The following is a 23640-nucleotide window of genomic DNA, read 5'->3' as shown; positions in this document are numbered from 1 at the left end:
AGTGTTAACCGTTCCACCTAGCCTGTCTCTATCAGTGCTGTACACAATCCGGTGCATGCTTAGAATGCTGTCATTCCGGTATATGCGTAGGCCTGAAATAGATTGAACAACTGAGTAGTCATCGCACTTGCCATCCGATAAGCGCTTATCTCTTCTTTCCCTGGCTATTGATATTGCTTCTGAAAGATTCATCTATGCGGCCTCCAGGTATCTCTTGCGTAGTTTTTCGTAATGCTTCGCCCGGCGGGTGAATATCGCTTTCACTCGTTGCAGGTATGGGATGTCAAATTTTCTTGGGGTGTTATCTGTTTCAAGGCGATCAACTCGGTCGATGCCTATCTTGATAATGAGATTTCGTCTGAATGGAATGAGGTTTCCGGACATTTCCCGATTGCAGCGAACGCAACCAGCGTGAATATTGAAAAGGTTAAATCTGAGATGTGATGCTGTTCCTCTTGACCGGTAATGACTGGCATCAACAGCCCCACCCCTTACTCCGTAATTTAATGCGTTTCCACATGCGATACAGGGCTTGCCGTAGTCCCTCCAGAACACGTATCTATTGACTGCTACCTGTGCCTCTTTATTCCAATCGGATGCTGTCTTGAGGCTCTCCTTTCGCTTTTGCCATGCCTTGCGGTCTATCGCCTGTTGCTTGGCGTCAGCATCTTGCTTGGCAATGATTCTGGCGCATGGAATTGAGCAGGCTTTTTGAGTGGAAGAGAATGGGGTGAACTTGGTGGGGCAGACTTTGCACTTCTTTAGCTTTACCGGTTTATTCTTCGGCTTGCCGGTTATCATCGGCGGCCTCCTTCGCTGCTTTATCAATGAATTTCTGATGAGCGTAGGTTTCGCCTTTGTTAAGCATCAGGAAGCAATACACGCAGATTGATTGGGGGAGTTCAGTCATCACCCTTCTCCTTCATCATCAGAAACACAATCATGGCGGCGCGGAGTGGGTTATCGTCATAGCAACCAATCATGGTTTCATTGGACAAGGCATAAGGTTTAAAAGTGTCGTCCTTGTACTCATGCCATTCCACGTTGATTCTGTTCGCTGCGATAATCGGCCATGCGTCCTCGATGTTTTTGCAGTAGCTGAGTACCCCAAAATCGAGCGCCTGCAACTGCATGGGGTGGATCTCCCCAAATACAATTTCCGCTACCAATGTGTTAATTTCGAAATCACTCATTGCTGAATAGTCTTTCATCGCGTTCTCCTTACTCTGTCGAATTTGGCGCGCAGCAATACGAAAACGTGGTCATACGTTTTTATCTGGCTGGCGGGGATTTGGGGTTTAGGCTTGGTTCGAGAGGTCTTGCGGAAGATTAGGTTGTCTAAGGCTATCTGGGTACTGCTTCGTTGTGTCATCTGCGGCACCACCTATAAAAGTGAATGCTCATGGTTATAATAGATATCGGCAACCACAGTGCAGCAATGGGCATTGCCCAGAGTGAGCTTATTTTGGATTCCTCAAGGGATCTGGAAACATAACCTAAAACATAAATAGCCATGACACTGTATATAAAAAATGCATCACTCATCTTCGCCAAGCCTTCCACCATATCGGCAGTATCCAGTAAGGCCATGTGACGCCAACACCAAGAGCTTTTGCATACCCCATGACGGTTTCTTTGCTGCCGTTAATGTCATGGGCCCATTCAGATACAACGCCAGCCATCCAGAAATAAGTTGCGACTAATATCAGAGTAATCATGCTGCCCTCCCAAAATAATCATTGGTGTAGCGAACCTCTCGCAGCTTCACACCACTTCCGACCGCCCACGCTGTGCTGTACTCAATCAGGCTAGTCATGCGCTTAATGCCCATCTTGGCGGTTGATTCTCTAATGTTGCAGAATTCACCTTCAAGACCAGATACCACTTCCGCGCCCATGCCGGTTGCCATTGCGTGGCCCGACACGAATAACGTTTTCCACTGAACCAGATTGCGCTCTTTCTCCATCCACAAAGCCTGTTTAGCAACGTCACCACACAATGCGTGGAACATGCTGTTTTGCAGTAGGGATCGGTCAAAGTCGGTAATGCGGATTGTTATGGGGTGGTGGTCATCGAGGGGGAGTTGGTTTATTGCTGCTATCAGGTTTCGTCTTACTTGCTCGTTTCGTAGAAAGAATATTTGTTTATCCATTGGCGGCCTCCTTTTTCAATTATCCTCCACCGATGTGCAGATATGCATATCCCCATGATTAGGATGAAATCCATATTTAGCTTCAGCGGCTTTTCTGGCTGATATGGCATCATTAACATCTTTAAATCTACCAAGATGTTTTGGCTTTCCATTGACAGTTATCTTTGCATACCACTTTTTTTCAGACTGACGCCAACCTACCCCGCATGCTCCACTTGTGTTGTTTTTTGGTATTGTTCTATTTTGGTTATTCTGTTGATGGGTTACTATGCGCATATTCTCTATCCGGTTGTTTGTTCGGTTGTGATCAATATGATCAACCTGTATTCCTTCTGGTATTGGCCCATTGTTCATCTCCCATATAATCCTATGAATCATACGATTCTTGCCTAAAATCATTGCCTGCAAATAACCACTGCTATTAACGCAGCCGCACGGTGCGCCGGCGAGAGCTTTACTGCTACGCGATATTTTATTTATCAGCACGCCTGTATTTTGATCATATTTAAAATACTTATTCCAACACTCGTATCCGCCCACGCAAGGCCAATCGATTTTTTTCATTGGATTTTTACCTTTTATTATTGCCATCCGGCGCGTCGGCTAGCTGCCTGATTATTAATTTAATATCCTCAATCCTGTCATCATCAGCTGAGTCAATCGTGTCAATTCTGTCCAGCATCACCAATGCTGCATTGGCAGGGCCGCTGCTTGTCCAACCATCCGGTATCTCCGGAGAGTTCAACTGTGGGGTGGTGTAGATTTCCTTAATCCAATAGCCGCGATGCCAAGGCTTAATGTGGTTTTCGGCATCATAACGGGTTTTATAGCGAGCCTGCCAAACACCAGCGCTTGTAATGACGAAATACGAATCAGGCTCAGCCCTCTTTGCAGCTAACGCGATTCGGGCTAGGGCTACGGTATCTTCGTGACAATAAAAGTCTCGACTACGAATAATCTCTTCCAGTCTCTCTACAGTAAAACTATCTAATGCTTTCATTGTGTTACCTCCCATCTGCGCGCCCATAGCCTTTGACCATGCAGTGATTGTTTATATATACCGCTGTAGTGTTCAGCTCTTTTGCTAGGCGATCTTCGCAGTCTTTGCGGTCTGATTCGGACGCGAAATTTAACAGCAACACAAAGCCAGAGATGCCAATAACCCAAAGCAATATGTTTCTCACCACTTTCATTCACTCTCTCCCTTGATTCGAATACCGGCAGTGCGGAGGGCCCCGGCGCATTTTTTAACAGAATCATTCCGGCAAAAGTTATGCATTGCGCCATCTGAATAACCTTCCTCAGGCAACAGTGCTGGCAACTCCACCTCGATGCTTTCTCGCGACGCTTTCCAAATCCTAAAGCCCCACCCCATTGCGAAACTGTCTCTCAATTCAGTTTGTTCTGGAGCGTTCCACCAAATTTCAAAGTCAGACTGCGATTTAGTTATGTCCATCATGCAGCCCTCGACCGGTAGCTATCCCACGTAAACGCCAGCGTACAACCGCCACCATCATTCATCCGATCAATCACTCGCTCACCGATAAAGGCGCTGAGTTCGTCTTTCGGAAGGTTGCTTATCAGGATGGTTGGCCGCATTTTTTCGTAGCGGGTATTGATGATTTCAAACAGGATTAACTTTTCAGACTCAGACCCAAACTGAACACCAACTTCATCGATGATCAGCAGATCAGGACTGGTGTACGCCTCGATAACTTCCTGCTCAGTAACTTCAGCGTTCTTGCCCCATGATGACTTAAATTTTCGGGCTACCCGCAGAGCTGTAGTGAACAGTGCTGAGCTTTGGTGTTCGGTGATGACGTGCTTTGCAATTGCCAAAGCAAGGTGATTCTTACCAGTGCCCGGCTTACCGGTCATAACCATTCCTCCGCCCTGCTTCAGGCGCTCTCTCCACTTGGACGCATAGGCTTTGCAAACATGCAGACAGCGAGCCGCCTCGTCGTTCTGGGGGTGATAGTTTTCCAGCGTGGCACTGGCGAACCGGTCTGGCAGTTGTAGGTCTGCCATCAGTCGCTTGATGTTTGCCTGTTTAACTCGGACATCCTCACCAGCCTGTTTTTCTTTCAGTGACTGAAGCTTTTCCATCAAGCAGGACGGGCAGGATGTTTTTGTCTGCAAGCTGCCTAAAGCTTTCATGGAACGAACAAGCTGCTGAAATTCCCCATGGGTATCACAAACGGCTTGGCGATATTCGAATACCGTTCCCTCGATAACCGCCGCTGGTTTCTTGATGTTTTCCAGAGAGGTTTCAAGCTTGGCAATCTCTTCTACGTAACTAAGCATAATCATTCCTCCATCCAGCCCGGCGCGTCAGTCACACCGTAGTTCTTGGCTGAAAAGTTATCGGCGGTAGCACGGGCCGGAGCTGTTGGATTCTTGCCTTGGGTGCCACGGTTTGATTTCCCGCTGAACTTCGCGGCATTCCGGATCCACGTCCTAAGGGCGGCATCCCAACTCTTGAATGTTGAACCTTTTGCCTCGTGATAATCACAAAAAGCCCCAAATTCGCTTTGCAGGTTAACGCCCATCTCATATGCCATTTCTGTGTGGGCTTCTGATGGGGAAAATCCTGCTGGTCGCTGAGTGGATTTCGATGTCTTTTCGGAAGGGGATTTCTTTGGCTCGGGTAATATCTTTTTAATGTCTTTATTGTCTTTTGTATTATTGTCTTTTGTGTTTAACAGATTCTGTAAAGTCGGATTTACTGATTCAGTAAAGGTTTTCTTTACAGATTCTGTAAACTTTACAGTTTCAGTAAATGGTTTACAGATACCGTTAAACTTCGTCTTCCAAGATGATATTTCCTTGTTGATTCCCACCTGTCTGCCGGTCATCGTCAGGATGTTCATTTTGACGAGCTTATTGCGTTCCGTGCTGCACCGCGTTTCAGGTAGTCCAGTTAGTTCTGATAACTGGGAATTCCCCACCCAGTCAGCCGATTTGTTATAGCCGTATGTTTTGCGAATGACCGCCAGAGTGATCAGGAGTTGATTCTGAGTTAACCCAGAGCCTATGACCGCCTCAAGTAGTTCGTTAGCGATACGGGTATAACCGTTTTCGGTATCCACCACACGTCGCTCCTGCCCTCCTGATTCAGAGGGAAATTGAAGTATCTCCGCTGTATTCATTTGGCCTCCATGCGCTCAAACTCAATTACCCATACCCATGGGTTAGCCTGCCAGCTTTCGTCTCCGTAAATTGACTTCCAGAGCCGAGCAAACATATCTGACAAGCATTCGCCAGACTGCATTGATGAAATTTTGCATCCCTCCGCTGAGGCATCCGCATCACTGATATCCTGCAACCTCTCAACACGAACGCCAGTAATCAACAGGTTTATGCGGGACGCCCAGCGCGGCATGTGGATTGATGGCGTCCATTTGATGGTTTCGCCCCAGCCCTCTTCCAAGTCTTCCGTCTTGTGAGTTGCTCGGTAAGCTAACGTTGATTCAGTGCATAGCCCGGCAGCGAACGCCTCTCGAACCCATAACTGATCGCCGGGCTTACCAAGTGGGCAAAAATCCAAGTAGTAGGATTGACTGCGTTGGTCACATAGCTCTATCGGATGACACTGACCAGCGCTGGCGGCTACGCCGAACAGGTGAAGAGTCTTTTCACTGATGATCCGGCGCGTCTGCGTCTTGCGACCACTGAGAATGGCGTTGACCATCTCAGCATTGAAAAGTATTGGCTTCTCGTTCATAATTACTCCTGTGAATTGATCCAGTTAAAAGTTCATAGTGAATTGTTCAGAGTCCCCACCTAGCCGTGGGGATTTTTGTTTTGCGAGCAACAACGCCACTGACTTAGCCAGCCTTGCCATCTCGTCATCGACTACCCCCCATTCCAATACAGCCAGAAGCATTGATATCTTCGGAATGAAGCTTTCTTTCCAGCGTGATATCTGTGACTTATCCACGCCTACAGCGTCAGCAATGTCAGTGACGCCTCGTAATGCAATCTTGTTCAGTAGTTGGCTCTCAATGATTCGAGCCTTGTTGCGTGTGGTTGCACGTTCCATTGCGTACTCTTCCCTTGTGATTTAGATGTTGTTGTTCCTCCCCGATGGTCTGGGGATTTAGTTTTGATGGGCGCTTTTCAGCGCAGAGGATTTAATGAGCGGGTGGTGATTAAGCGGCGTTAAGTTGATTTGTAGGTAACCCGTCAGTTTTGTTCGGGTAGTCATCACTGTTTAATTCATGAGGTGTTACCGCCCAATTGGTTGCCTCTGACCATTGAATGGCCTTGCGTCCCTTTGGTTTGTAACGACCAGCAATAACTTGACTAACAAAACCCTGAGTAACACCGGCAGCAACCGCATAGTCAGCTTGGCTAATGCCGTTCTGTTTTAGGTAATCATTCAGATTCATATCTATCTCCATTTGCTAGATACGACAATATTAGTGCTACTGATTAAGAAAAGCAATAGCTGCACTATTTGTTAATTATTAGCAATACGAATAAAGTCGCGAGCATGGCAAAGAAAAATGTAATTACTGAAGAAGACTTGAAAATTGCGGATCGCTTAAAGCAAATTTGGGATAGAAAAAAAGACCAGTTAGGACTTAGCCAGGAAAAGGCGGCGGGAATACTTGGTTTTAGCACTCAAGCAGCTATAAGCCAATTCCTTAATGGCAAGACTTCTCTTAACACAGAAAATATCCTCAAATTCTCTGCGCTGCTTGATGTAGCACCGGAGGAAATTAATCCATCTATCGGGCCACTGCTTGCACATGTAAGGGCAACGGCACAGACAACTAATTATAAGGATCCGACTCCAGCTTATGGTTACCCATTGATTAGTTGGGTTCAGGCTGGAGCATTTAGCGAGATTGATGGGTCATTCACTGAAAGAGATGCCATCAGGTTAGTGGACTCCACTAAAAGAGCCGGGAATAACGCATTTTGGCTGGAAGTTAAAGGCGACTCAATGACGGCTCCTGTAGGGGTTAGTTTCCCAGAAGGCATGCTCATTCTTGTTGATCCTGATAGGGCAGTTCACGATGGTGACCTGTGTGTCGCATATTTGACGAACAAAAAAGCAGCCACCTTCAAGAAATACGTTGAGGACGCTGGTGATCACTTCCTTAAACCGCTAAATCCCGCGTGGCCTTTGACTGAAATCAATGAAGACTGCCGCATCATTGGGAAGGTCATCGATGCTACGTGGGAAGATTTGGACAGCTAACCCACTGCTAGCCCATAACTTAGGGGGCGCAATGAAAAACTATGCAGTTCCAATAATTCTGATTGTGATAGCTATCATAGGTCTCCTATACGCCAACCGCACATCAGAGAGAATAGCTCAATGGGTTAGCCAGGTGTTATCGTTTATCTTCACTGCTAGCCCATAGAGGGGTGGGGGTAAATCACATGGATAAAACTACACGTTCCCTTTTTGGGAACTGCGTATATAATAACTTTATAGGATACTGTGGCGAATGCGCTTAGTAGGTAAAAAGTTAATTGGTGATTACTACAGGAAGCATTCGCAATCAAAGAGTTCCCTTCAATCTTGGGTCGACGAAGTAGAGCGTGCAAGCTGGAAGCACATTTCAGACCTAAAAAATAGGTACCCGAGTGCCGATTATGTTAATGGATTTACAATCTTTAATATAAATGGGAATAATCATAGGCTTGCAGTTGAAATAGTATTCCTTAACGGTACTGTTGTCGTTAAATGGATTGGAACTCATGCTGAGTACAACCGAAAAAATGCAAAAGGAGGGTTCACGCTATGACTACATGTCTTTCTATCATCAAAAATGATGAACAGTATGAAGATTATATGTCTGAGCTTACAACTATCCTTGATAGTGGGCTTGTTGAAGGGACTGCTGCATTTGAAAGGTTCGAAATGCTATCTCTTCTGATAGAAGACTACGAATCAAAAAATTATCAAATCGATAAACCATCACCTATTGATGCAATCAAATTTAGAATGGATCAGGCTGGCTTATCTCAAGCCGATATGACTCAGTACTTAGGTTCAAAATCAAAGGTCTCAGAGGTATTAAGTGGTAAAAGAAAACTCAGCCTATCTATGATTAAAAGACTTCATGATGGGCTCGGAATTCCTGTTGACATACTAATTCAAGATACTAACGCTGTTGAGTGGAGCTATATTGACACGCTCAGAAAAACTATAGAACTAGATGCCGATGTAAATCAAGAAGAGTCATTGCCGATCTTAACTTATACAAACCCATTAATAAAATATCGCTCCAAGGCTGGGGAAATACTTTCAGGGAAAAAACCAACTAGGGATTCTAGTATTTTTACTGCTATCCCTGGAAGCAAAAAGTCAGTAACAAGGGAGCTGACTCAACAATTAGTCCAAACCCTTTCAAAAGATATTTTTTCAAGGTTATCATGAATATAAAATTAACAGCCAAAAAAGTAATCGGGATTCATTTAGAACCCATTGGTGATGACCAATCAAAAAAAGCGACCGGAGCAAAAGTAACATTAAACAACGAAGTTTATTCAAATAAGAAAAACACTAATGTATTTCGAGTCAGATATAACGCTACTATCATCATAGAGCCAATAGTAAAACTGGATGTCACTTATGATTTTGACTTTAGCTCTATCACTGAAATTGATGATGATTTCGTTAGGTCGCTAGAAGTAAGATCTACCGTTCCATCACTTGCTTACCCATATATTAAAAACTATGCAGAACAATTATTGGGGATGTCAGGTTACGGTTACTTTAATCTTCCATATTTTGACTTCATTTCTGATCCTCTAGAACTCCCCGCAAAATAACCGCCCCACTAACCCGGCCCCGCTGCCGGGTTTTTTGTGCCTGTAATCTTGCAATGTAAAGAAACTCATCTACGCTAAGAGCACAACATCAGGGATTACAAATATATAAACTTAGTCTTTACCTTTGCCCACCGCGTCCCGTGTGGGCTTTTTTATGTCTGTAATCAGCCTTCTGGCGGTAATCTCAGAATATCAATAGCTAGCTCGACGGCTAAAGTTACCTGTTCCTCCTGATACAGTACCTCTATCATCTCTGCTATCGAATCCTTCGACACCTCCCCACTCTCTATTAGTAGCTGCATCACAGCAGTACCGATAACTTGCGCCACTTCCGGCCGCTGCTGCTCGAAAAACTCTTGTTCGCTATCCATATATCACCCCTCACAGAATAAATTTCACCCAATCTAGCACACTTGACGACGTTTTTTCGGCTGGATGCCTGAGGGTAAACACTACATTGAAAAAATAAATACATATAGAAATCAATAATAAGTAGCACTACTATAAATAATTATTAGAAGCACTATTGACCTTAATAATTAGTAGCACTATTATGAATCCATCAACACGGCAGGAAGCCAAAAGTACGACAGGAAGTGTTCTTTAAGATAATAGCGCTGAAAAGTGCAAAACAACCAAAGCGAATGAGTTTTGGGATGGTGAATAGCTGGAGCTAACGACGGGTAATGCCGCGGGACTGAGAAAGCTATCGAGAGCGCTGTGATTGAAATAGGCACAGACACCATCACCAAAGCTCATTAACTGGAGGTAACACCATGGCTCATCAAGGTTATGACAACGCCAGACAGCGCCGTAACGATAAGCGCTTGGCTCTCACAGCAGCATACAACGCACAACACGGCATCGTAGAACCAGAGTCACGCGAAGTTAAGCGCCCTACTCTGCGATTGAACCGTAAGCCAGCCAGTCGCATAGAAAGCGCTATCAAGCCTATCAGCTTCGAATACAGAGCACAGATAGAGAAAGCTGCTGAGTTTTACGTGGCACTGGCAGAGAAAGAATCAGAGAAACGCCAGCGCGACAATCTGAAAGTTCGCGGCAACTACGACCAGCAAGTCAACGCTCGTCAGAAGATGCGCGGTAAAAGCATACCGCTTATTTAGAAGCCCACCACATAGTTAAGGGGTAAGAGAATGGAACTTAATAAATTACTTCAAGAAGTTCAGTCCATAAATCACCGACTAGACCGAGTTAATCATGTCATTAGCCAGCGAGAAAAGTACGGACTTGAATTAGTTATAGCCATAGGAAGCAACATTTCAATTAATGCCACGGCAGACATCGACTTTCTTTATGAAGCATTGCTAACTCAGCGTGAAGTTCTAACCGAAAGAAAGGAAAAACTAAGCGAAGCAGTTGAGGTTGCGCAAAAAGTTGTAGCGGGATTATTAGCAGAGTAGCAGTTGGGTCACTTAGGTGGCCTTTTTTATTGGCGGGTAAATGAGGAATGAATGATGAGTAAGTTAGAAATACCAGCCTCATGTGATGATGAGTGGCAAAGAGAAATGCTCTCAAATCTTTCTAAGCACGTTGATGCCGCATGGGAGGAATTAGACCCTGAAGGCCACAATCAAGATATTAGTTCAGCGAGAGATATTATCGAAGCATTGCGTGAATATTCAGGCTACTGAGCGGCCTTACCCCTGCCACTTAACCGGTGGCAGCAATAAGACCACTGAAACAAACAACGAGCTGCTTAATGCGGCTTTTTTTGTACCTAAAATCGAGGTAACCAATGAACCTGACCGATTTAAACAAAATCCTTGGCGAGCATAAAATCTGGGTTGAGTCGTACAGAGAAAACGGATCCAGAGCCAACCTGCGCGGTGCCAACCTGAGCGGTGCCAACCTGCGCGGTGCCAACCTGAGCTGTGCCGACCTGCGCTGTGCCAACCTGAGCGGTGCCGACCTGCGCTGTGCCAACCTGAGCGGTGCCGACCTGCGCTGTGCCAACCTGAGCGGTGCCAACCTGCGCGGTGCCAACCTGAGCGGTGCCAACCTGAGCGGTGCCAACCTGAGCGGTGCCAACCTGAGCGGTGCCAACCTGCGCTGTGCCAACCTGCGCTGTGCCGACCTGCGCGGTGCCGACCTGCGCGGTGCCGACCTGCGCGGTGCCGACCTGCCTGATCGCACTTACGTCATTATGGGTGAGAAGTATTATCTGCAAATTAGTAACGGAGAGAATGTTCGGGCTGGCTGCCAGAACCACACGGTAGAAGAATGGCGCAAATTCAGTAAGCGCGATATTGCGGACATGGACGGCAAGACGGCGCTTAAGTTCTACCCTCGCCTGTTAGACATTATCGACTTCTATCTCGGTAAAGGTGAGCGTCCTGAGTGGCTTAATGAGCCAGATGAAGAAGTAGAAGCGGCCTAAGACCACTAGATGAGGTGATGTATGACAGATGAAATTAAAACAGGCGGATTAGCATTTCCGTTTAATGATATTGGTGGGGATTGCGACCCAGGCATGACACTACACAATTACTTTTCAGCTAAAGCGATGGCGGCATTAATTCCCAGATACGCAGATGTGAATATTGATGCCCCTGGAGTAATGGAAGAAATCGCAACCCGAGCAAGCAATATGGCAGACGCAATGATTAAGGCGAGAGGGTGAGATATGGCATGTAAATGTTTTGATGAAGTAGCTGACCGGATGAGAGACCGGATTAAGGAAAGAGTAGGTGATTCAATCGCCAAAGTAGCTGAGACAGGTTTCGCTAACACCGTGCTTCGTTTCGATCGTGGCGACTACTGCAATGTTATGTTGCCGTTCACTTTCCGCTACTACAAAAAGAAAAAAAATGGCGAACTGGAACAGCGCCAGACAAATGCTGATTGCAGCGTTGCAATTAACTTCTGCCCGTTCTGCGGCACTAAATTCGAAGGTAAGGCGAGAGGGTGAGATATGAGCACTGCAAAAACATTCGTTGCAGACATGATAAAACATCGTGGCATCGACTTTGCCAGAATCGGAATGATGGTTGAAGTATATGGAGATTTGGGAACCATTGTCGGCATGAACTATAGCGCAAATCTGGATGTTGTTTTTGCCAACCAACTGAAGCATGGAAAGCATAAGCAGAACTGCCACCCAACTGACCAGGTTAAATATTTCGGGAAAGACGGACAAGTAATCGCTGATTACACAACCCAAAAACGTAGTTAATCCCCACCCCCACCAATCCCCAGAGTAAATAACTGACAACTGTCGGTGTTTTGCTGTGGGCTAAACACAAGGAAATGAGCATGAGTGAAGCAACCGGCTTATCGATTGTTATCGAAGCTAAGAACGCTCTCGCAGTATTTACCCAGCCTGACCACATCGAATCAATTCTTCAGCAGGTTGAGAAAGAAGTTAATTCGTTTGTTCCAGATGTCAGCACAAAGAAAGGCCGCGACGCTATTGCTTCTCTCGGCTTAAAAGTGGCTAAGACCAAAACTTATTTGGATGGTCTGGGTAAGGATTTGGTTACCGAATACAAAGAGGTGCCAAAGAAAATTGATGCCAGTCGCAAGACGGTTCGTGACCGGCTGGACGCACTGAAAGAAAAGGTATTGCTGCCAAAATTAGAGTTTGAGGCCGAACAGGAACGGATAAAGCTTGAAGCTGAACGTATCGCAGCCGAAGAAGCTTACTCGGCTATGTGGCAGGAAGCCCACGATATGGATGTCATTATCACTATCAGAATTGCAGAAAAGGCAGCGGCCAAGAAAGAAGCAGACCACGAAATGGCTCTGCTGATGAATGATGCTTTTGACCGTGCTCAGGCCGATAAGAAGGCTGAAGATGAACGCTTACAGAAAGCCCATGAAGAATTCATTGCTCAACAGGCAGCAGAAAAAGCGAAGCGGGAAACTGAAGAAAAAGCCAAACGTGATATTGAAGCAGCAGAACAACGTGAACGCGATGCAAAACTAGCTCATGAGCGAGCAGAGCAAAAAGCAGAACAAGACAAAAAGGATGCAGCCGCTAAAGCCGAACGTGAGAAGCAGGAAGCTATCGCAGCCGAACAACGTAAAGCGCAGGAAGCAGCAGATCGCATTAAGCGTGAAGCGCAGCAGAAAGAAGATGCCCGGCTAGCTGAAGAGAAACGCATTGCTGATGAGGCAGCGGCGCGAGCAGCTAACGAAGCACATCGCAAAACTGTTGGCACCGCCGTGGTAAATGGACTGATTGAACACGCAGGGCTAACCCGCGAACAAGCCATTGCCACTCTCTGCGCGATTAAAGACAGCAAAATTCCTCACACAAATATCCACTACTAATTAAACCGGAGTATCCCATGCATACCTTTTGTATAGCAGGGTGGCCTTGCGTGGGCTGCTCTGAGACTTTGCTCGACCGTATATTCCGCAATGCTAAGAACGCAGCTAAGCGGCTTGTTGAGATATTGAACCAGCGAGGTGAGCCATGAAATTTCAGATAATTGGCGGCCGGTTATTTATCCGCATCGGTGACAGTGAGCACTACTACCCAAACAATGAAACCGGCTATCGACTTATGTCGCTGGCGTTTTGTGAAAGTAAGGGGCTGCTATGACATACGCAGAAATGAATGAAGCACGGAAGCTTTACAGCTCATTGAGCGAGCAAGAATTGGAACAAGCTGGACAGGTAGCCATTCAGCAAGAGAAAGCACTGAAAGTCAGTAATCTGATTAAAGTCTTTGAGCAACTACCTGACTTTGACCGTGAGGCTTTTGGCATTTTAGTTGATGAGTACGACTTCGAAGGACTCGATACCGCGCTCTACAACGTTCTATTCGACAATGCCAAATGGCAACGGGCGCTTGAAATACAGCGGCGTCTGGCTGAACACGATGAGGCGGCATGATGAGCTTAGATATCGTTGAGTTTGTAAAACAACAAGAGCCGCTATTCTCCAGTGCCTTGACGGATCAAGGAGTGACATGGGCCAAGGAAAGTCAGTTCGCAATTCAGGCGTTTCAGAAAAATGAAACTCTTTACAACACAGCCGTAGGTAACCCACCCAGCGCACAGAATGCCATCATTAACTTGGCTGCCATTGGCATTACTCTTAACCCAGCTAGTAAGTTGGCGTATTTAGTCCCTCGTAAAGGTGTTGTATGTCTCGACATAAGTTACATGGGACTTCTGCATCTTGCTCAGTCAACAGGTTCCATCTTATGGGGGCAATGCAAGTTAGTTCATTCTAATGATGTGTACGAGTCCAATGGATTGGATCGCGCCCCGACGCATAAATACAATGCGTTTGGTGAAAGAGGAACGGTTGTTGGTGGCTACTGCACGGTTAAAACTCCAGAAGGTGACTATCTCACGGAAGAGATGAGCCTCGCAGAGATTAAGATAACGGAGGCCACAAGCAACGCCAAAAACGGGCCATGGAAGAATTTCTGGGATGAGATGGCACGGAAGACCATCGTTAAACGAGCCAGTAAGTATTGGCCCCGCGCCGAGCGCCTTGATGCTGCTATCAACTATGTAAACACAGAAGGTGGTGAGGGCAATAATTTTGATAATGCAAAGTCGCCAGAGCGAGATGTCACGCCAATTACGACTGAGCAAAATGACAGAATTAACTCCATTCTCATAGAGGTTAAATCCACATTCGACGGCCTGAAAAAAGCCTGCAAAACACTCACAGGACGTGAAGTAAATAATCAGTCTGAGCTTACTAGCAAAGAGGCAGGAATGCTCATATCCAGCATGGAGCGCCGGTTAGCTAATAGCAAGGAGGCCGCAAATGCTTAGCGACGCAATAGCATCACAGCGGCTTAGCTTTGACATTTCCACTATTGAGCAAGGAAGCGACGAGTGGAAAAAATGCCGGTTAGCCTGCATCACCGCATCAAGGGTTGGCGATATTCTGACAGAGCCGAAAGCAAAAAAAGATAAGGACGCTGGCTTGCTGTCAGGGATGGCAGAAACCTACATGAACGAGTTGATAGCAGAAGTGTGTACTGGTGCAATTCCAGACGAAATACCAGCACGCCCCCTACTCTGGGGAAAGAAACACGAAGAGGCTGCCCGGCTACTTTTCGAATTCGAAAATGACGTCACTACTGAACTCCCACCAATATTCTACAAAGACGAAAGCATGCGCTGTGCGTGCTCACCTGACGGCATGTGCAGTGATGGGCGCGGGCTTGAACTGAAGTCACCTTACACATCAGCTCAGTACGTTAAGTTTCGCCTTGGTGGCATAGAGGCAGTAAAAAAAGAGTATATGGCTCAAGTGCAGTATTCGATGTGGGTATCAGGCTGTAACCAGTGGTGGTTTAGCAATTATGACCCACGGATGCGCCGCGAGAACATGCATTCAATCATTATCGATAAAGATAGCGAATTTCAGGATGCCTTTGAGTTAAAAATCCCGCAATTCATCAAGACTATGGATGAGGCTCTTGATGTCTTAGGTTTCCAGTTCGGGGACCAGTGGAGGTCGTAATGAACCATCCTCATGACCACATAACAGTAGGCTGCATAACTCTCTTTTACTCATCAATACACCACGGATGGATTACCCCTTATAACTCAGTAATTGCCAACCCATTTATAGCTCAACGGATTGCTGAGCGGATGAATAACAACCTGAGATTGTCAATCGCCGCCAACGGACTGGCGGCTTAACTCCTCCCCCCATTTAACCGGCAGTCAATCTGCTGAGGAATAGTTATGTCTGAAATAAAAGTATACGGACTCGATAGCAGCCTCATTCATGACGCTGACCCGAAAGACGGCTTTGTCGTTGATGTTGTGAGATTCAGTGATTACGCGGAGCTAGAGAAAAAGTATCTATTTATTGTAGGAGAAACGTCACGAGTTATCGGGGAACGAAATGATATCCGAGCGGCAATGCATCGGGCATTTCATTACTTAATGCTTGGACGTCATGTTGATGCGGAAAACGCAATTAAATGCGTCACTCAGCGCGGAGAAGTGCCAACCCAAGCCACGGATGCGGCGATTAACGAGATAAAGGCGCAGGGTGTTGATGAGTGGATTGCCAGCCGTAATGGACGATGGAACGGAACAACAAAAGAGGCTGAAAAGTTCGCCGCCAGCCTGAGGGGTGAGGAGAATGCCTAAATCATTACCACCACGCCTCACCGAGCAGGAAATGCAGGATCTGGCTCACAACACCATTGAGAACTTCGTTAACGCCTGCCACTGCAAAAACAAAGACGATATTTTGCTAGCTATCTCATTCTTGCTGAGTGAGGGCTTAAGCGCTGGTGAGACTGTTAAACATGGCGAAATGGAGTTGCTGCAATGAATAACATCGAAGAATTGAAGTCCGCATATCGCGATGTCGAATTAACAGCTCGTAATATGCGCGGAAAGCCAGAAGAATATCGAGTTGTAACTGGATTTTGCCCGGTCAACGTTGTTGAAATGCAGGCTCAAAAAATCCAAGCACTGATAGCCCAACTGGAAGGGGCGCAGAAAGAGCGTGATGATCTGCGTGAAAAGGTCAACCAAGCTGATAGTGAATGGCACAAAATGGCAGATCGGATTCTTTCCGCTGGTAAGCGTGCCGAGAAAGCAGAAACAGCGTTATCAGCGGCAAACGATAAGCTACTTGTGCCTGTCAAAAAGTTCGGTCACAACTTTGGAAAGCCTATGGGATGGGCTGTTGTGACGAATGACGGAATGCTTAACGGCGGGGTGCACGATACTGAGCGATATGCGCGAGCAGTTGCTGACAGTAAAGAATATGCCGGTAAACATAGAGTTATTCCGCTAGTTTCTGGCTTTGTTGAGGGGAATGCAGATGCCAGTTAAATGCCCAAGCGAGCGAGAGCAATTCAAAAGCGCAATTCGCGCAATTTGTAAAAATATTACAGGCTCAGGCTGGCAGTCACGTTATGTATTACATGATTGGGATCTTTATTTTGATTTGGGGTTTCGTGCAAAAAATGCACGTGAAGCCTTCGATATGGCTATTGAGTGCGAGTGAGGGGAATGCAGATGCTGAGTAAAGTTTGCAAAGAAAGGCTTGAGTATCTCGCCAGCCTAAAAGGTCATGTAGGGCAAGCGGTAACTATGTGCCGAGTTGAACTATCAGACATATCCACTGAGCTGCTATCACTGCGTGAGCAACTTGCAGAGTTGAAAGCGTTGGAGCCATTTGGTTATATCGACGCAGTTCATAATTGGAATTACACAAACCTCAAAAGTGAACTAAATACGGTGGCTTTCATTTCAAAAACGCCAGATGGGCTTATTCGTCCGGATTATGGGATGGCACTATTCACAGCAGCCAAGCCAGTGGCGGGTTTGGGTGTGGAGGATATTACTGAATTTATGCGCAAAGCATTCTGGCGCGGATTTGAATCAGCTAGAGGTACAGAAAATTCAAATATCCCTGAGCACTGGAAAGACTCAAAACCTAATCTTCTACTCGCTTTGAAAGCAAAAATATCGGGTGCCTAATGCTAATCGGCTTTGTTCTTCTCGTCAGCTCATGCGGCCTTGATGCCTGTGATGCTCTACCTGTTACCGAAGATATCTACCCTACTCAATCTGAATGCCAACAAATATCAACGCTGATAAATGAGCGGCGGCCTGATGCTGTGCTTATGTGCAGCGAAGTCTATCGGCAGTAAATAACCTTACGGACTCACAGAAACGGATTTCACTATCTGGAGTGTCCCCATGTCAATCATCGTCAAATTACCCCGCGCTCACTTCACTGCGGGTCGCGTTAGCACGGATGAATTAGCGCAAATTCTGCATCAGGGATTGTGGAAAAAACACGAAGTTCTGCCAGCGCAGGTGAGCGTATCACTGCATGAAGGAACTCACATCCTGTCTTCTGGTTGCTCAGTGGAAGACGTCGAAGAAATTCTAAATCTGTGAGGTGTCCTGATGGACGATATCAGCGAACTAATTCTGACCGTATCCCGCGCACCTGATGACGGACGCGACCACAAAGACTGCTATCTGTGGGATATGCGAATAAAACAGCGGCTACGAACCGGCGATAAATCAAAGAGACCGGTACCGCGGCAAGTTGTTCCACCGACCCCAGTTAAAACGGTGAAGTCAGTGAAAGCTAAAGTGAGAAAGATAATGGAGGCGGCATGAGTGATTTTGGCGGCAGCCACACCCCGGATAACCTGAAAGATTTATGGATGACACCCGCCGATATATTTACCGCACTAGACATCGAGTTTGGCTTTTACCTCGATGCGGCAGCCAGTCAGAAAAGCGCCCTGTGCGCTCGATATCTCACAAAGCAAAGCGATGCATTGAATAGTGCATGGGAAAGTTACGGGGCTATCTGGTGCAATCCACCCTATTCCGATATTTCACCATGGGTAAACAAGGCCGCCGAGCAATGCAAAGTACAACTCCAGCCAGTGGTGATGCTTGTTCCTGCTGACTCATCGGTTGGTTGGTTTAGCCAGGCACTGCAATCGGTAGATGAGGTGCGATTCATTACTGATGGGCGTATATCGTTTCTTCGCTCTGACACTGGCAAGCCAATCAACGGCAACAACAAGGGCTCGCTGTTATTCATCTGGCGGCCATTCATCAAGCCTCGCTGCATGTTCACCACGGTTAAGCGCGATGAGCTAAAGGCGATTGGGCAGGAAATATTGACTGGGAGTAAAGCAGCATGAAACTACCAAAAATACCAGATGTAGCATGGTTCTTTATCGTCATTATCGCATGGGCGGCACTGGTGACTATTTACACTATTGAGAATGAAGCTGTGAGGGGGATGTTCGGATGAATGTGCTTAGCTTTGTAATGACCTACCTCGACTGGATACTTCTGGTTATCGGTGGCGCTGCTGCGTTCTGGCTGGTGTGGGTAAAGGGATGGTGAGTATATGGATGCAACCATTGAAAATGCTATCAGGTCAGTAGCGCGATGTTGTAGAACAGAAATAATTGAAGCCACGGATGGCAAACCAATCTCAGAACATGACTCGCTCATCACAGAAATCCTCGACCGCCACGCAAAAAAAATCACCGCCCTACACCCTAACACTTTTCCGGCTAAACGCTGGTTGAGCTATTACGTTCGTCGGATTGATAAAGAGATAAGAGGCCAGATATGACAATCAATAAAGAGTCACTTAGCCCTGACTCGCTAGTAGACATGAAATTTATTACTGCGGACACCGGCATGACGTCCAAATGGTTTTATGATCTGATTAAGCGAGGGGCATTCCCAAAGCAAATTAAGCTTGGACGGATGTCTCGTTGGAAGTATTCTGATTATCTTGCGTGGAAATCGAACCTGGAAATCGAACCACGGAAAGCAGCATGAAAAACGAATTGGGGGTGTTATTGGGGGTATCCATATAGCACCACAATTAAAAACCCTTTTAAATAGCACCTCTCAGGCGATTTAGTGAAGTCAGTCGGGGACACCATTAGCACTTCTCAGTAAGTCTAATAAAGTCTAAAAATCCTTTTAAAACAAATACATTAAAAAACTCACATCCAAAGAAATCTCAAAAACACCCATAACAGCCACGCAAAACTTGTATAGAAAGTTGTATAACGCTAGGTTCGATCTTACGGTTATACAAAAATGCTGCTAAATGATTTCAAAATCTGCTCCGCAAAACCGTCAGACAAAGCTTATACACTCAATGATGGCAAAGGCTCATATGATTTCATTTGGTGTCTATGGCCCCGTATCACTGGCTGATGCTCGCCGCCCACGTGAAGAAGCAAAATCAGCTTTAGCCAATGGCGCCCCCCAGTGATACCCGTAAAGCGGAAAAGGTTACCTTAAAGTATCCGGCTAAAAATACCTTTGAAGATATTGCACGCGAATGGCATACATCCAAACTTGCGACATGGACACCAGAATATGCCGATGCGGTCATGCGTGGCTTCGATAACAACGTATTTCCTTATATCGGCAAGCGCCCAATTGACCAGATAGCACCATTGGAACTGCTATCAGGTCATTCAAATCCCCAATGAAAAGGGCTCATGTCAAAGAGAGCCAAAGACTCATGCATTTTTTTAAGAGCGCTATAAATACCGAGCTTTTCTTGTTATTCGACGAATTGGCTTAAATCCGATCATTCACTTAGGTCGCTGATACAAGGGAAGTTGTGGGGGTTCTTTGCTACCTTGTGACTCAACCAATTTCCATATTTGAAATTCACCTAAAAGCTACGCAACAAAAATACAAATTAATGTTTTAACCATATGTTTTCCAAATTTTTACTCCGCAAATCCACCCCAGACTCCCTCTCATTTCAAACCGTACTTAGATAAAAATCCCGCTATCTATTGTTCTAGAGCAAAATTTTTAACAACAGATGTCAAAAAAGGTTGCAACAACACCAAAATTGATCAATTTTTAACCACATTAACTTATTGAAAGTTGCATCAAGGCACAGTAATGAATAATAAAATAGAGGAAAAACAGAAAGTTAATGTTGTCCAATACTTGAGGATGTCAACTGAACATCAAGTCTTCTCAGCTGATAACCAGGCTGAGTTCATCTCCAAATATGCGCAAAGTCACAATATGGAAATCGTTGGAACATACGATGATAGGGGCAAGAGTGGCCTATCAGCAGACGGGAGGGATAGCTTTAACAAGCTGATTGAAGATGTTGTAACTCATACAATAAAAATAGCGGCCGTCTTAGTTTATGATGTTAGTCGCTTTGGGAGATTTCAAGATAATGATGAGGCTGGACACTATAGTTTTTTGCTAAAATTACATGGCGTTAAAGTAATATATTGTGCTGAAAACTTACCAGAAGAGTCTCCAGAAATTCAAATGCTTACTTTACCTGCACTAAGATACGCAGCAGGTGCTTACAGCAGAAACCTTTCAATAAAAGTGTTTGCGGGACATGTCAATCTAGTAAAGAGAGGTTATTTTCAAGGTGGTTTACCTGGTTATGGACTACACAGAAAATTAGTTGATTCCAACAATTCTCCCAAAATGATTCTATCGCATGGTGAACGTAAAAGTTTACAAACCGATAGGGTTATCTTAGTTCCAGGCGAAGAAAAAGAGCTTGAGATAATAAGACTTATTTTCAATATGTTCATTTTTGAGTCATACAATGAATATATAATAGCTAACAAGCTTAATGATCTTGGATATAGATATAAATATAGCCAGTGGACTCGAAGTAATGTCCATCAAATATTAATTAACGAACGATATACTGGTAAATACATATATAACAAAACATCTTCAAAACTAAAATCAAAAAGGATAAAAAATCCAGAAGAAAATTGGGTTCAGTATATGAGCGCATTCGAACCAATTATCTCTATAGAAAAATTTAACATGGCTCAGGATATTATAAAAAACAGAAGCTTAAACCTAAGCAATGAACAAATACTTTCATATCTATCAAAAAAACTAAAGAGCAACGGCAAGCTTTCAGGAGTAATTATTGACGAGGATGATACAGGTCCATCCAGTAGTATAGTTGCCAGCAGATTTGGTGGACTATTACGAGCATACAAGCTTATAGGATATACTCCAGAAAGAGATTATTCATATATCGAAACTAATGAAAGCTTAAGAGAAATGCATAGTAATGTAATTAATGATTTTTTTGAAAGACTAGATAATGCATCTTTACATCCTAAAACAGACAAAAAAAAGAAGCAGCTTACAATAAATGGCTCATTGAAATTATCCTTAATATTATCAAGATGTCACAAACTGAAATCAGGCAAATTAAGATGGTTGGTACGATTTGAAAGTAATTTAAAGTCAGATGTTAACATTATTGCAAGAATGAACTCTTCAAATAGTGAACCTGTTGATTATTACATACTACCTTCGATTGAAAAATTCGAAAACGAAATTAAAATAAAAGAAAACAATGCTTTATTATTAGAGTTATACCGTTTTGACGATATTGATTTTTTCTTTAAATTGCTCATGCCATTGACAACAGAGGAAGCAGCATAATGTCAGATAAAAACAGTAACATAGCTATGATTGAAATATCATCAATAAAGATTGAAAACCCAAGGACCAGAAGTAAATTCAAGCATGATGAAATTACGGAAAGTATTGATAAAGGAGGACTAAGAAAACCGATAACAGTTAGAAAGATAAATGATGAGAAATATGAGTACGCGCTAATTTGTGGACAAGGGAGATTAGAAGCAATATCTAAACTGAATGAGGAGTCTATACCAGCATTTATTATAGATATAGATGAAGAAGGTGCGTATATAATGAGTTTAGTAGAAAACTTTGCACGTATAAATCCCAGAGCGGGAGAACAATTTCATAGAATAAAAGAGATGAAATTGGAGGGTTTTAGTGAAAAGGAAATCGCAAAAACTGTCGGCTGCACAGTCAGTTGGATAAATTGCATCTCAACATTATTAGAAAAAGGAGAGAGTAAACTTCTCTCAATAGTCGAATCAGGAAAAATGCCTTTATATTTAGCTGTTCAGATAGCTCGTTCTGACTTCAATGATTCTCAGAATCTTATCGTTGAGGCATTTGATGAAGGGAAAATCAAAGGTAAAAATATAACTAAAATAAGAGATATCTTAGACTCAAGAAATGAAGGGCTTAAAGGAGTATTTAACCGTGCGTTTGGCTATTCTAGGACTCAAAAAAAGCTAACAACAGATGAAATTACAAAATTATATCAGAATAACATTAATGAACATCGATCCTTAAAAAATAAAGCTAATTTTATTGAGGAAAATATTATTCTTGCGAGGCAAATCCTGAGTGAATTAATGAAAAATGATGAATTTGTAAAGATTATTGAAAATGAAAAGTTAACAAACATCCCCCAAGTAATATTAGGAAAAAACAATAAGGATAAAATATGATTAGTTATTGTTTCGAGAAAAACTCCGTAAAATTTAGCATTAATGATTTGATGCCAACAAAGAAATCACCACTAAATGTCAAAAAGAGCCAAAAATACCTACAAATTAAAAACACGATAAATAACATAGGTATAATTGAACCAATTGTGGTTTATTTAGATAGCAAAAATGGAATAATAAAAATCATTGATGGACATCTGAGAGTTGAAGCTCTAAAAGAGTTAGGTGAAACTGAAGTTATCTGTTTAATCTCAACTGTTTATGATACATACACACCTAATAGTAAAGTAAGCCGAATCACAATAATTCAAGAGCAAAAAATGATAAAAAAAGCACTTAAGTCTGGAGTTTCTATTGAAAAGTTGGGTGAAGCATTGGGTATATCAATTGATAATTTGAAAGGAAAAGTTAAGTTATTAGATGGCATAGATCCCGAGGTTATAAATTTACTTTCTAACCAAAATGTTCCAAAATCCACTTTTGAAGTTCTGAGGAAAATGAAAAAAATCAGACAAATAGAATGCGCCTGTATAATGAACAATATGGATAATTACTCCAAGAAATTTTCACTTTCATTACTACACAATACTCAACCTAACTTGCTTTTAAATGGCCAACAGGAACATGACAAAGAAGGCCATAGGAAAACGATAGATCGATTAGAAAGGGAAATGGCGCAAGTCCATATTGAATCAGAAAAATTAAAAGACTCTTATGGGGAGAACACTCTAAGACTGGTAATCATAAAGTCTCATATTCAGAAAATACTAGACAATACAAAAATATTACATTGGTTATTAGATAACAAAAACGAATTATTGATAGAGTTAAGGAAAATATCTAATATTAATTCCTTAACAAAGTGATTAATCATTTA

General features: G+C 44.0%; 45 protein-coding genes and 1 pseudogene. 32 read left to right on the top strand and 14 right to left on the bottom strand.

Annotation, left to right across the window (positions count from 1 at the left end; genetic code table 11):
• Window positions 1–192: 192 nt before the first annotated feature.
• From FTA96_RS14225 to FTA96_RS14170, 13 genes are all read right to left on the bottom strand, one after another.
• On the bottom strand, window positions 193–801 hold the full coding sequence (locus FTA96_RS14225; RefSeq protein ID WP_145574141.1) for a recombination protein NinG: 609 nt from the start codon (window positions 799–801) through the stop codon (window positions 193–195).
• Complete coding sequence (locus FTA96_RS23715) at window positions 776–910, bottom strand: hypothetical protein (protein WP_261172629.1); 135 nt, start codon at window positions 908–910, stop codon at window positions 776–778. The genes FTA96_RS14225 and FTA96_RS23715 overlap by 26 nt, the downstream gene beginning before the upstream one ends.
• Complete coding sequence (locus FTA96_RS14220; RefSeq protein WP_145574139.1) at window positions 903–1211, bottom strand: phage protein NinX family protein; 309 nt, start codon at window positions 1209–1211, stop codon at window positions 903–905. Before FTA96_RS14220 ends, FTA96_RS23715 begins: the two co-directional genes overlap by 8 nt.
• A 330-nt stretch (window positions 1212–1541) precedes the next feature.
• Entirely contained in the window at window positions 1542–1718 is a 177-nt protein-coding gene (locus tag FTA96_RS23280) for a hypothetical protein (RefSeq protein WP_186372879.1), read from the bottom strand.
• Window positions 1715–2152, bottom strand: a complete 438-nt coding sequence (locus FTA96_RS14210) for a recombination protein NinB (protein WP_071704709.1) — start codon at window positions 2150–2152, stop codon at window positions 1715–1717. The genes FTA96_RS23280 and FTA96_RS14210 overlap by 4 nt, the downstream gene beginning before the upstream one ends.
• 15 nt (window positions 2153–2167) lie before the next feature.
• Entirely contained in the window at window positions 2168–2716 is a 549-nt protein-coding gene (locus FTA96_RS14205) for an HNH endonuclease signature motif containing protein (protein ID WP_145574135.1), read from the bottom strand.
• Between the two features lie 7 nt (window positions 2717–2723).
• Window positions 2724–3152, bottom strand: a complete 429-nt coding sequence (locus tag FTA96_RS14200; RefSeq protein WP_145574133.1) for a hypothetical protein — start codon at window positions 3150–3152, stop codon at window positions 2724–2726.
• 189 nt (window positions 3153–3341) lie between these two features.
• Entirely contained in the window at window positions 3342–3611 is a 270-nt protein-coding gene (locus FTA96_RS14195) for a hypothetical protein (protein WP_145574131.1), read from the bottom strand.
• On the bottom strand, window positions 3608–4462 hold the full coding sequence (locus FTA96_RS14190) for an ATP-binding protein (RefSeq protein ID WP_050158267.1): 855 nt from the start codon (window positions 4460–4462) through the stop codon (window positions 3608–3610). The genes FTA96_RS14195 and FTA96_RS14190 overlap by 4 nt, the downstream gene beginning before the upstream one ends.
• The gene (locus FTA96_RS14185) at window positions 4459–5301 is read right to left on the bottom strand and encodes a replication protein (protein ID WP_145574130.1); all 843 of its coding nucleotides are present in this window, start codon (window positions 5299–5301) and stop codon (window positions 4459–4461) included. Before FTA96_RS14185 ends, FTA96_RS14190 begins: the two co-directional genes overlap by 4 nt.
• Window positions 5298–5876, bottom strand: coding sequence for an ASCH domain-containing protein (locus FTA96_RS14180; RefSeq protein ID WP_145574127.1), 579 nt, complete (start codon window positions 5874–5876; stop codon window positions 5298–5300). The genes FTA96_RS14185 and FTA96_RS14180 overlap by 4 nt, the downstream gene beginning before the upstream one ends.
• A gap of 24 nt (window positions 5877–5900) precedes the next feature.
• Complete coding sequence (locus FTA96_RS14175) at window positions 5901–6194, bottom strand: CII family transcriptional regulator (protein WP_050296274.1); 294 nt, start codon at window positions 6192–6194, stop codon at window positions 5901–5903.
• Window positions 6195–6303: 109 nt separating this feature from the next.
• Window positions 6304–6543 (bottom strand): helix-turn-helix domain-containing protein, encoded by a 240-nt coding sequence (locus tag FTA96_RS14170; protein WP_057631540.1) that lies wholly within the window; start codon window positions 6541–6543, stop codon window positions 6304–6306.
• A 104-nt stretch (window positions 6544–6647) separates the two neighbouring features.
• Between FTA96_RS14170 and FTA96_RS14165 the strand changes: the two genes are divergently transcribed.
• The 4 genes from FTA96_RS14165 to FTA96_RS14150 all read left to right on the top strand — a co-directional run bounded on the left by FTA96_RS14165 (window position 6648) and on the right by FTA96_RS14150 (window position 8944).
• Window positions 6648–7361, top strand: a complete 714-nt coding sequence (locus FTA96_RS14165) for a LexA family protein (protein WP_057631539.1) — start codon at window positions 6648–6650, stop codon at window positions 7359–7361.
• A gap of 253 nt (window positions 7362–7614) precedes the next feature.
• Entirely contained in the window at window positions 7615–7914 is a 300-nt protein-coding gene (locus tag FTA96_RS23785; protein WP_145574125.1) for a type II toxin-antitoxin system HigB family toxin, read from the top strand.
• Window positions 7911–8549 carry a helix-turn-helix domain-containing protein gene (locus FTA96_RS14155; protein ID WP_145574123.1) on the top strand — a complete coding sequence of 213 codons (639 nt, stop codon included), beginning with the start codon at window positions 7911–7913 and terminating at the stop codon, window positions 8547–8549. Before FTA96_RS23785 ends, FTA96_RS14155 begins: the two co-directional genes overlap by 4 nt.
• Window positions 8546–8944, top strand: coding sequence for a hypothetical protein (locus tag FTA96_RS14150; RefSeq protein ID WP_145574121.1), 399 nt, complete (start codon window positions 8546–8548; stop codon window positions 8942–8944). Before FTA96_RS14155 ends, FTA96_RS14150 begins: the two co-directional genes overlap by 4 nt.
• Before the next feature lie 164 nt (window positions 8945–9108).
• Here FTA96_RS14150 and FTA96_RS14145 read toward each other — a convergent pair whose 3' ends face one another.
• A complete protein-coding gene (locus FTA96_RS14145) occupies window positions 9109–9315 on the bottom strand; it encodes a hypothetical protein (RefSeq protein ID WP_050144656.1) in 207 nt (68 codons plus the stop codon).
• 405 nt (window positions 9316–9720) lie between these two features.
• Between FTA96_RS14145 and FTA96_RS14140 the strand changes: the two genes are divergently transcribed.
• The 28 genes and pseudogenes from FTA96_RS14140 to FTA96_RS14010 all read left to right on the top strand — a co-directional run bounded on the left by FTA96_RS14140 (window position 9721) and on the right by FTA96_RS14010 (window position 23629).
• The gene (locus FTA96_RS14140; protein ID WP_057631536.1) at window positions 9721–10068 is read left to right on the top strand and encodes a hypothetical protein; all 348 of its coding nucleotides are present in this window, start codon (window positions 9721–9723) and stop codon (window positions 10066–10068) included.
• A gap of 30 nt (window positions 10069–10098) precedes the next feature.
• On the top strand, window positions 10099–10365 hold the full coding sequence (locus tag FTA96_RS14135) for a hypothetical protein (protein ID WP_050928931.1): 267 nt from the start codon (window positions 10099–10101) through the stop codon (window positions 10363–10365).
• Between the two features lie 54 nt (window positions 10366–10419).
• The gene (locus tag FTA96_RS14130; RefSeq protein ID WP_154393690.1) at window positions 10420–10596 is read left to right on the top strand and encodes a hypothetical protein; all 177 of its coding nucleotides are present in this window, start codon (window positions 10420–10422) and stop codon (window positions 10594–10596) included.
• A 104-nt stretch (window positions 10597–10700) separates the two neighbouring features.
• Window positions 10701–11342 carry a pentapeptide repeat-containing protein gene (locus FTA96_RS14125; RefSeq protein ID WP_145574119.1) on the top strand — a complete coding sequence of 214 codons (642 nt, stop codon included), beginning with the start codon at window positions 10701–10703 and terminating at the stop codon, window positions 11340–11342.
• A gap of 21 nt (window positions 11343–11363) precedes the next feature.
• Window positions 11364–11585 (top strand): hypothetical protein, encoded by a 222-nt coding sequence (locus FTA96_RS14120; RefSeq protein ID WP_098057301.1) that lies wholly within the window; start codon window positions 11364–11366, stop codon window positions 11583–11585.
• Between the two features lie 3 nt (window positions 11586–11588).
• A complete protein-coding gene (locus FTA96_RS14115) occupies window positions 11589–11873 on the top strand; it encodes a hypothetical protein (RefSeq protein WP_145566174.1) in 285 nt (94 codons plus the stop codon).
• Window positions 11874–11876: 3 nt separating this feature from the next.
• Window positions 11877–12137 carry a hypothetical protein gene (locus tag FTA96_RS14110; protein WP_057534224.1) on the top strand — a complete coding sequence of 87 codons (261 nt, stop codon included), beginning with the start codon at window positions 11877–11879 and terminating at the stop codon, window positions 12135–12137.
• Window positions 12138–12217: 80 nt separating this feature from the next.
• Entirely contained in the window at window positions 12218–13237 is a 1020-nt protein-coding gene (locus FTA96_RS14105; protein ID WP_145574117.1) for a hypothetical protein, read from the top strand.
• A gap of 17 nt (window positions 13238–13254) precedes the next feature.
• The gene (locus FTA96_RS14100; protein WP_099466446.1) at window positions 13255–13386 is read left to right on the top strand and encodes a protease FtsH-inhibitory lysogeny factor CIII; all 132 of its coding nucleotides are present in this window, start codon (window positions 13255–13257) and stop codon (window positions 13384–13386) included.
• The gene (locus tag FTA96_RS23710) at window positions 13383–13511 is read left to right on the top strand and encodes a hypothetical protein (protein WP_259705570.1); all 129 of its coding nucleotides are present in this window, start codon (window positions 13383–13385) and stop codon (window positions 13509–13511) included. Before FTA96_RS14100 ends, FTA96_RS23710 begins: the two co-directional genes overlap by 4 nt.
• A complete protein-coding gene (locus FTA96_RS14095; RefSeq protein ID WP_145574115.1) occupies window positions 13508–13804 on the top strand; it encodes a hypothetical protein in 297 nt (98 codons plus the stop codon). Before FTA96_RS23710 ends, FTA96_RS14095 begins: the two co-directional genes overlap by 4 nt.
• Entirely contained in the window at window positions 13804–14703 is a 900-nt protein-coding gene (locus tag FTA96_RS14090) for a RecT family recombinase (protein WP_145574382.1), read from the top strand. Before FTA96_RS14095 ends, FTA96_RS14090 begins: the two co-directional genes overlap by 1 nt.
• On the top strand, window positions 14696–15400 hold the full coding sequence (locus tag FTA96_RS14085; protein ID WP_145574114.1) for a lambda exonuclease family protein: 705 nt from the start codon (window positions 14696–14698) through the stop codon (window positions 15398–15400). The genes FTA96_RS14090 and FTA96_RS14085 overlap by 8 nt, the downstream gene beginning before the upstream one ends.
• Complete coding sequence (locus tag FTA96_RS14080) at window positions 15400–15582, top strand: DUF1317 family protein (RefSeq protein WP_145574111.1); 183 nt, start codon at window positions 15400–15402, stop codon at window positions 15580–15582. The genes FTA96_RS14085 and FTA96_RS14080 overlap by 1 nt, the downstream gene beginning before the upstream one ends.
• 45 nt (window positions 15583–15627) lie before the next feature.
• Entirely contained in the window at window positions 15628–16041 is a 414-nt protein-coding gene (locus FTA96_RS14075; RefSeq protein ID WP_145574109.1) for a hypothetical protein, read from the top strand.
• Entirely contained in the window at window positions 16034–16228 is a 195-nt protein-coding gene (locus FTA96_RS14070) for a hypothetical protein (protein WP_145574107.1), read from the top strand. The genes FTA96_RS14075 and FTA96_RS14070 overlap by 8 nt, the downstream gene beginning before the upstream one ends.
• Entirely contained in the window at window positions 16225–16737 is a 513-nt protein-coding gene (locus FTA96_RS14065) for a hypothetical protein (RefSeq protein ID WP_145574105.1), read from the top strand. The genes FTA96_RS14070 and FTA96_RS14065 overlap by 4 nt, the downstream gene beginning before the upstream one ends.
• Window positions 16727–16912, top strand: coding sequence for a hypothetical protein (locus tag FTA96_RS14060; RefSeq protein WP_145574103.1), 186 nt, complete (start codon window positions 16727–16729; stop codon window positions 16910–16912). The genes FTA96_RS14065 and FTA96_RS14060 overlap by 11 nt, the downstream gene beginning before the upstream one ends.
• Before the next feature lie 11 nt (window positions 16913–16923).
• Window positions 16924–17388: a hypothetical protein gene (locus FTA96_RS14055; protein WP_145574101.1), complete on the top strand. Its 465-nt coding sequence runs from the start codon at window positions 16924–16926 to the stop codon at window positions 17386–17388.
• 222 nt (window positions 17389–17610) lie between these two features.
• The gene (locus FTA96_RS14050) at window positions 17611–17814 is read left to right on the top strand and encodes a hypothetical protein (RefSeq protein ID WP_145574099.1); all 204 of its coding nucleotides are present in this window, start codon (window positions 17611–17613) and stop codon (window positions 17812–17814) included.
• 9 nt (window positions 17815–17823) lie between these two features.
• Window positions 17824–18042, top strand: coding sequence for a hypothetical protein (locus FTA96_RS14045; RefSeq protein WP_145574098.1), 219 nt, complete (start codon window positions 17824–17826; stop codon window positions 18040–18042).
• Window positions 18039–18581, top strand: a complete 543-nt coding sequence (locus tag FTA96_RS14040) for a phage N-6-adenine-methyltransferase (protein ID WP_145574096.1) — start codon at window positions 18039–18041, stop codon at window positions 18579–18581. Before FTA96_RS14045 ends, FTA96_RS14040 begins: the two co-directional genes overlap by 4 nt.
• 212 nt (window positions 18582–18793) lie before the next feature.
• Window positions 18794–19024 (top strand): hypothetical protein, encoded by a 231-nt coding sequence (locus FTA96_RS14035; protein ID WP_145574094.1) that lies wholly within the window; start codon window positions 18794–18796, stop codon window positions 19022–19024.
• Window positions 19021–19236: a helix-turn-helix transcriptional regulator gene (locus FTA96_RS14030; protein WP_050945889.1), complete on the top strand. Its 216-nt coding sequence runs from the start codon at window positions 19021–19023 to the stop codon at window positions 19234–19236. The genes FTA96_RS14035 and FTA96_RS14030 overlap by 4 nt, the downstream gene beginning before the upstream one ends.
• Window positions 19237–19503: 267 nt before the next feature.
• Window positions 19504–19883, top strand: a pseudogene (locus FTA96_RS23850) (tyrosine-type recombinase/integrase); the annotation flags it as partial.
• A 448-nt stretch (window positions 19884–20331) separates the two neighbouring features.
• Window positions 20332–21876, top strand: coding sequence for a recombinase family protein (locus tag FTA96_RS14020; RefSeq protein WP_050132903.1), 1545 nt, complete (start codon window positions 20332–20334; stop codon window positions 21874–21876).
• On the top strand, window positions 21876–22763 hold the full coding sequence (locus FTA96_RS14015; RefSeq protein ID WP_050132901.1) for a ParB/RepB/Spo0J family partition protein: 888 nt from the start codon (window positions 21876–21878) through the stop codon (window positions 22761–22763). Before FTA96_RS14020 ends, FTA96_RS14015 begins: the two co-directional genes overlap by 1 nt.
• A complete protein-coding gene (locus tag FTA96_RS14010; RefSeq protein ID WP_050132898.1) occupies window positions 22760–23629 on the top strand; it encodes a ParB/RepB/Spo0J family partition protein in 870 nt (289 codons plus the stop codon). The genes FTA96_RS14015 and FTA96_RS14010 overlap by 4 nt, the downstream gene beginning before the upstream one ends.
• The last annotated feature ends 11 nt before the right edge of the window (window positions 23630–23640 follow it).

The sequence above is a fragment of the Yersinia alsatica genome (genome assembly GCF_902170305.1).
GTDB classification, from domain to species: domain Bacteria; phylum Pseudomonadota; class Gammaproteobacteria; order Enterobacterales; family Enterobacteriaceae; genus Yersinia; species Yersinia alsatica.
The sequence above is the reverse complement of the archived record's forward strand: the minus strand, read 5'-3'. Positions and strand labels throughout refer to the sequence as shown.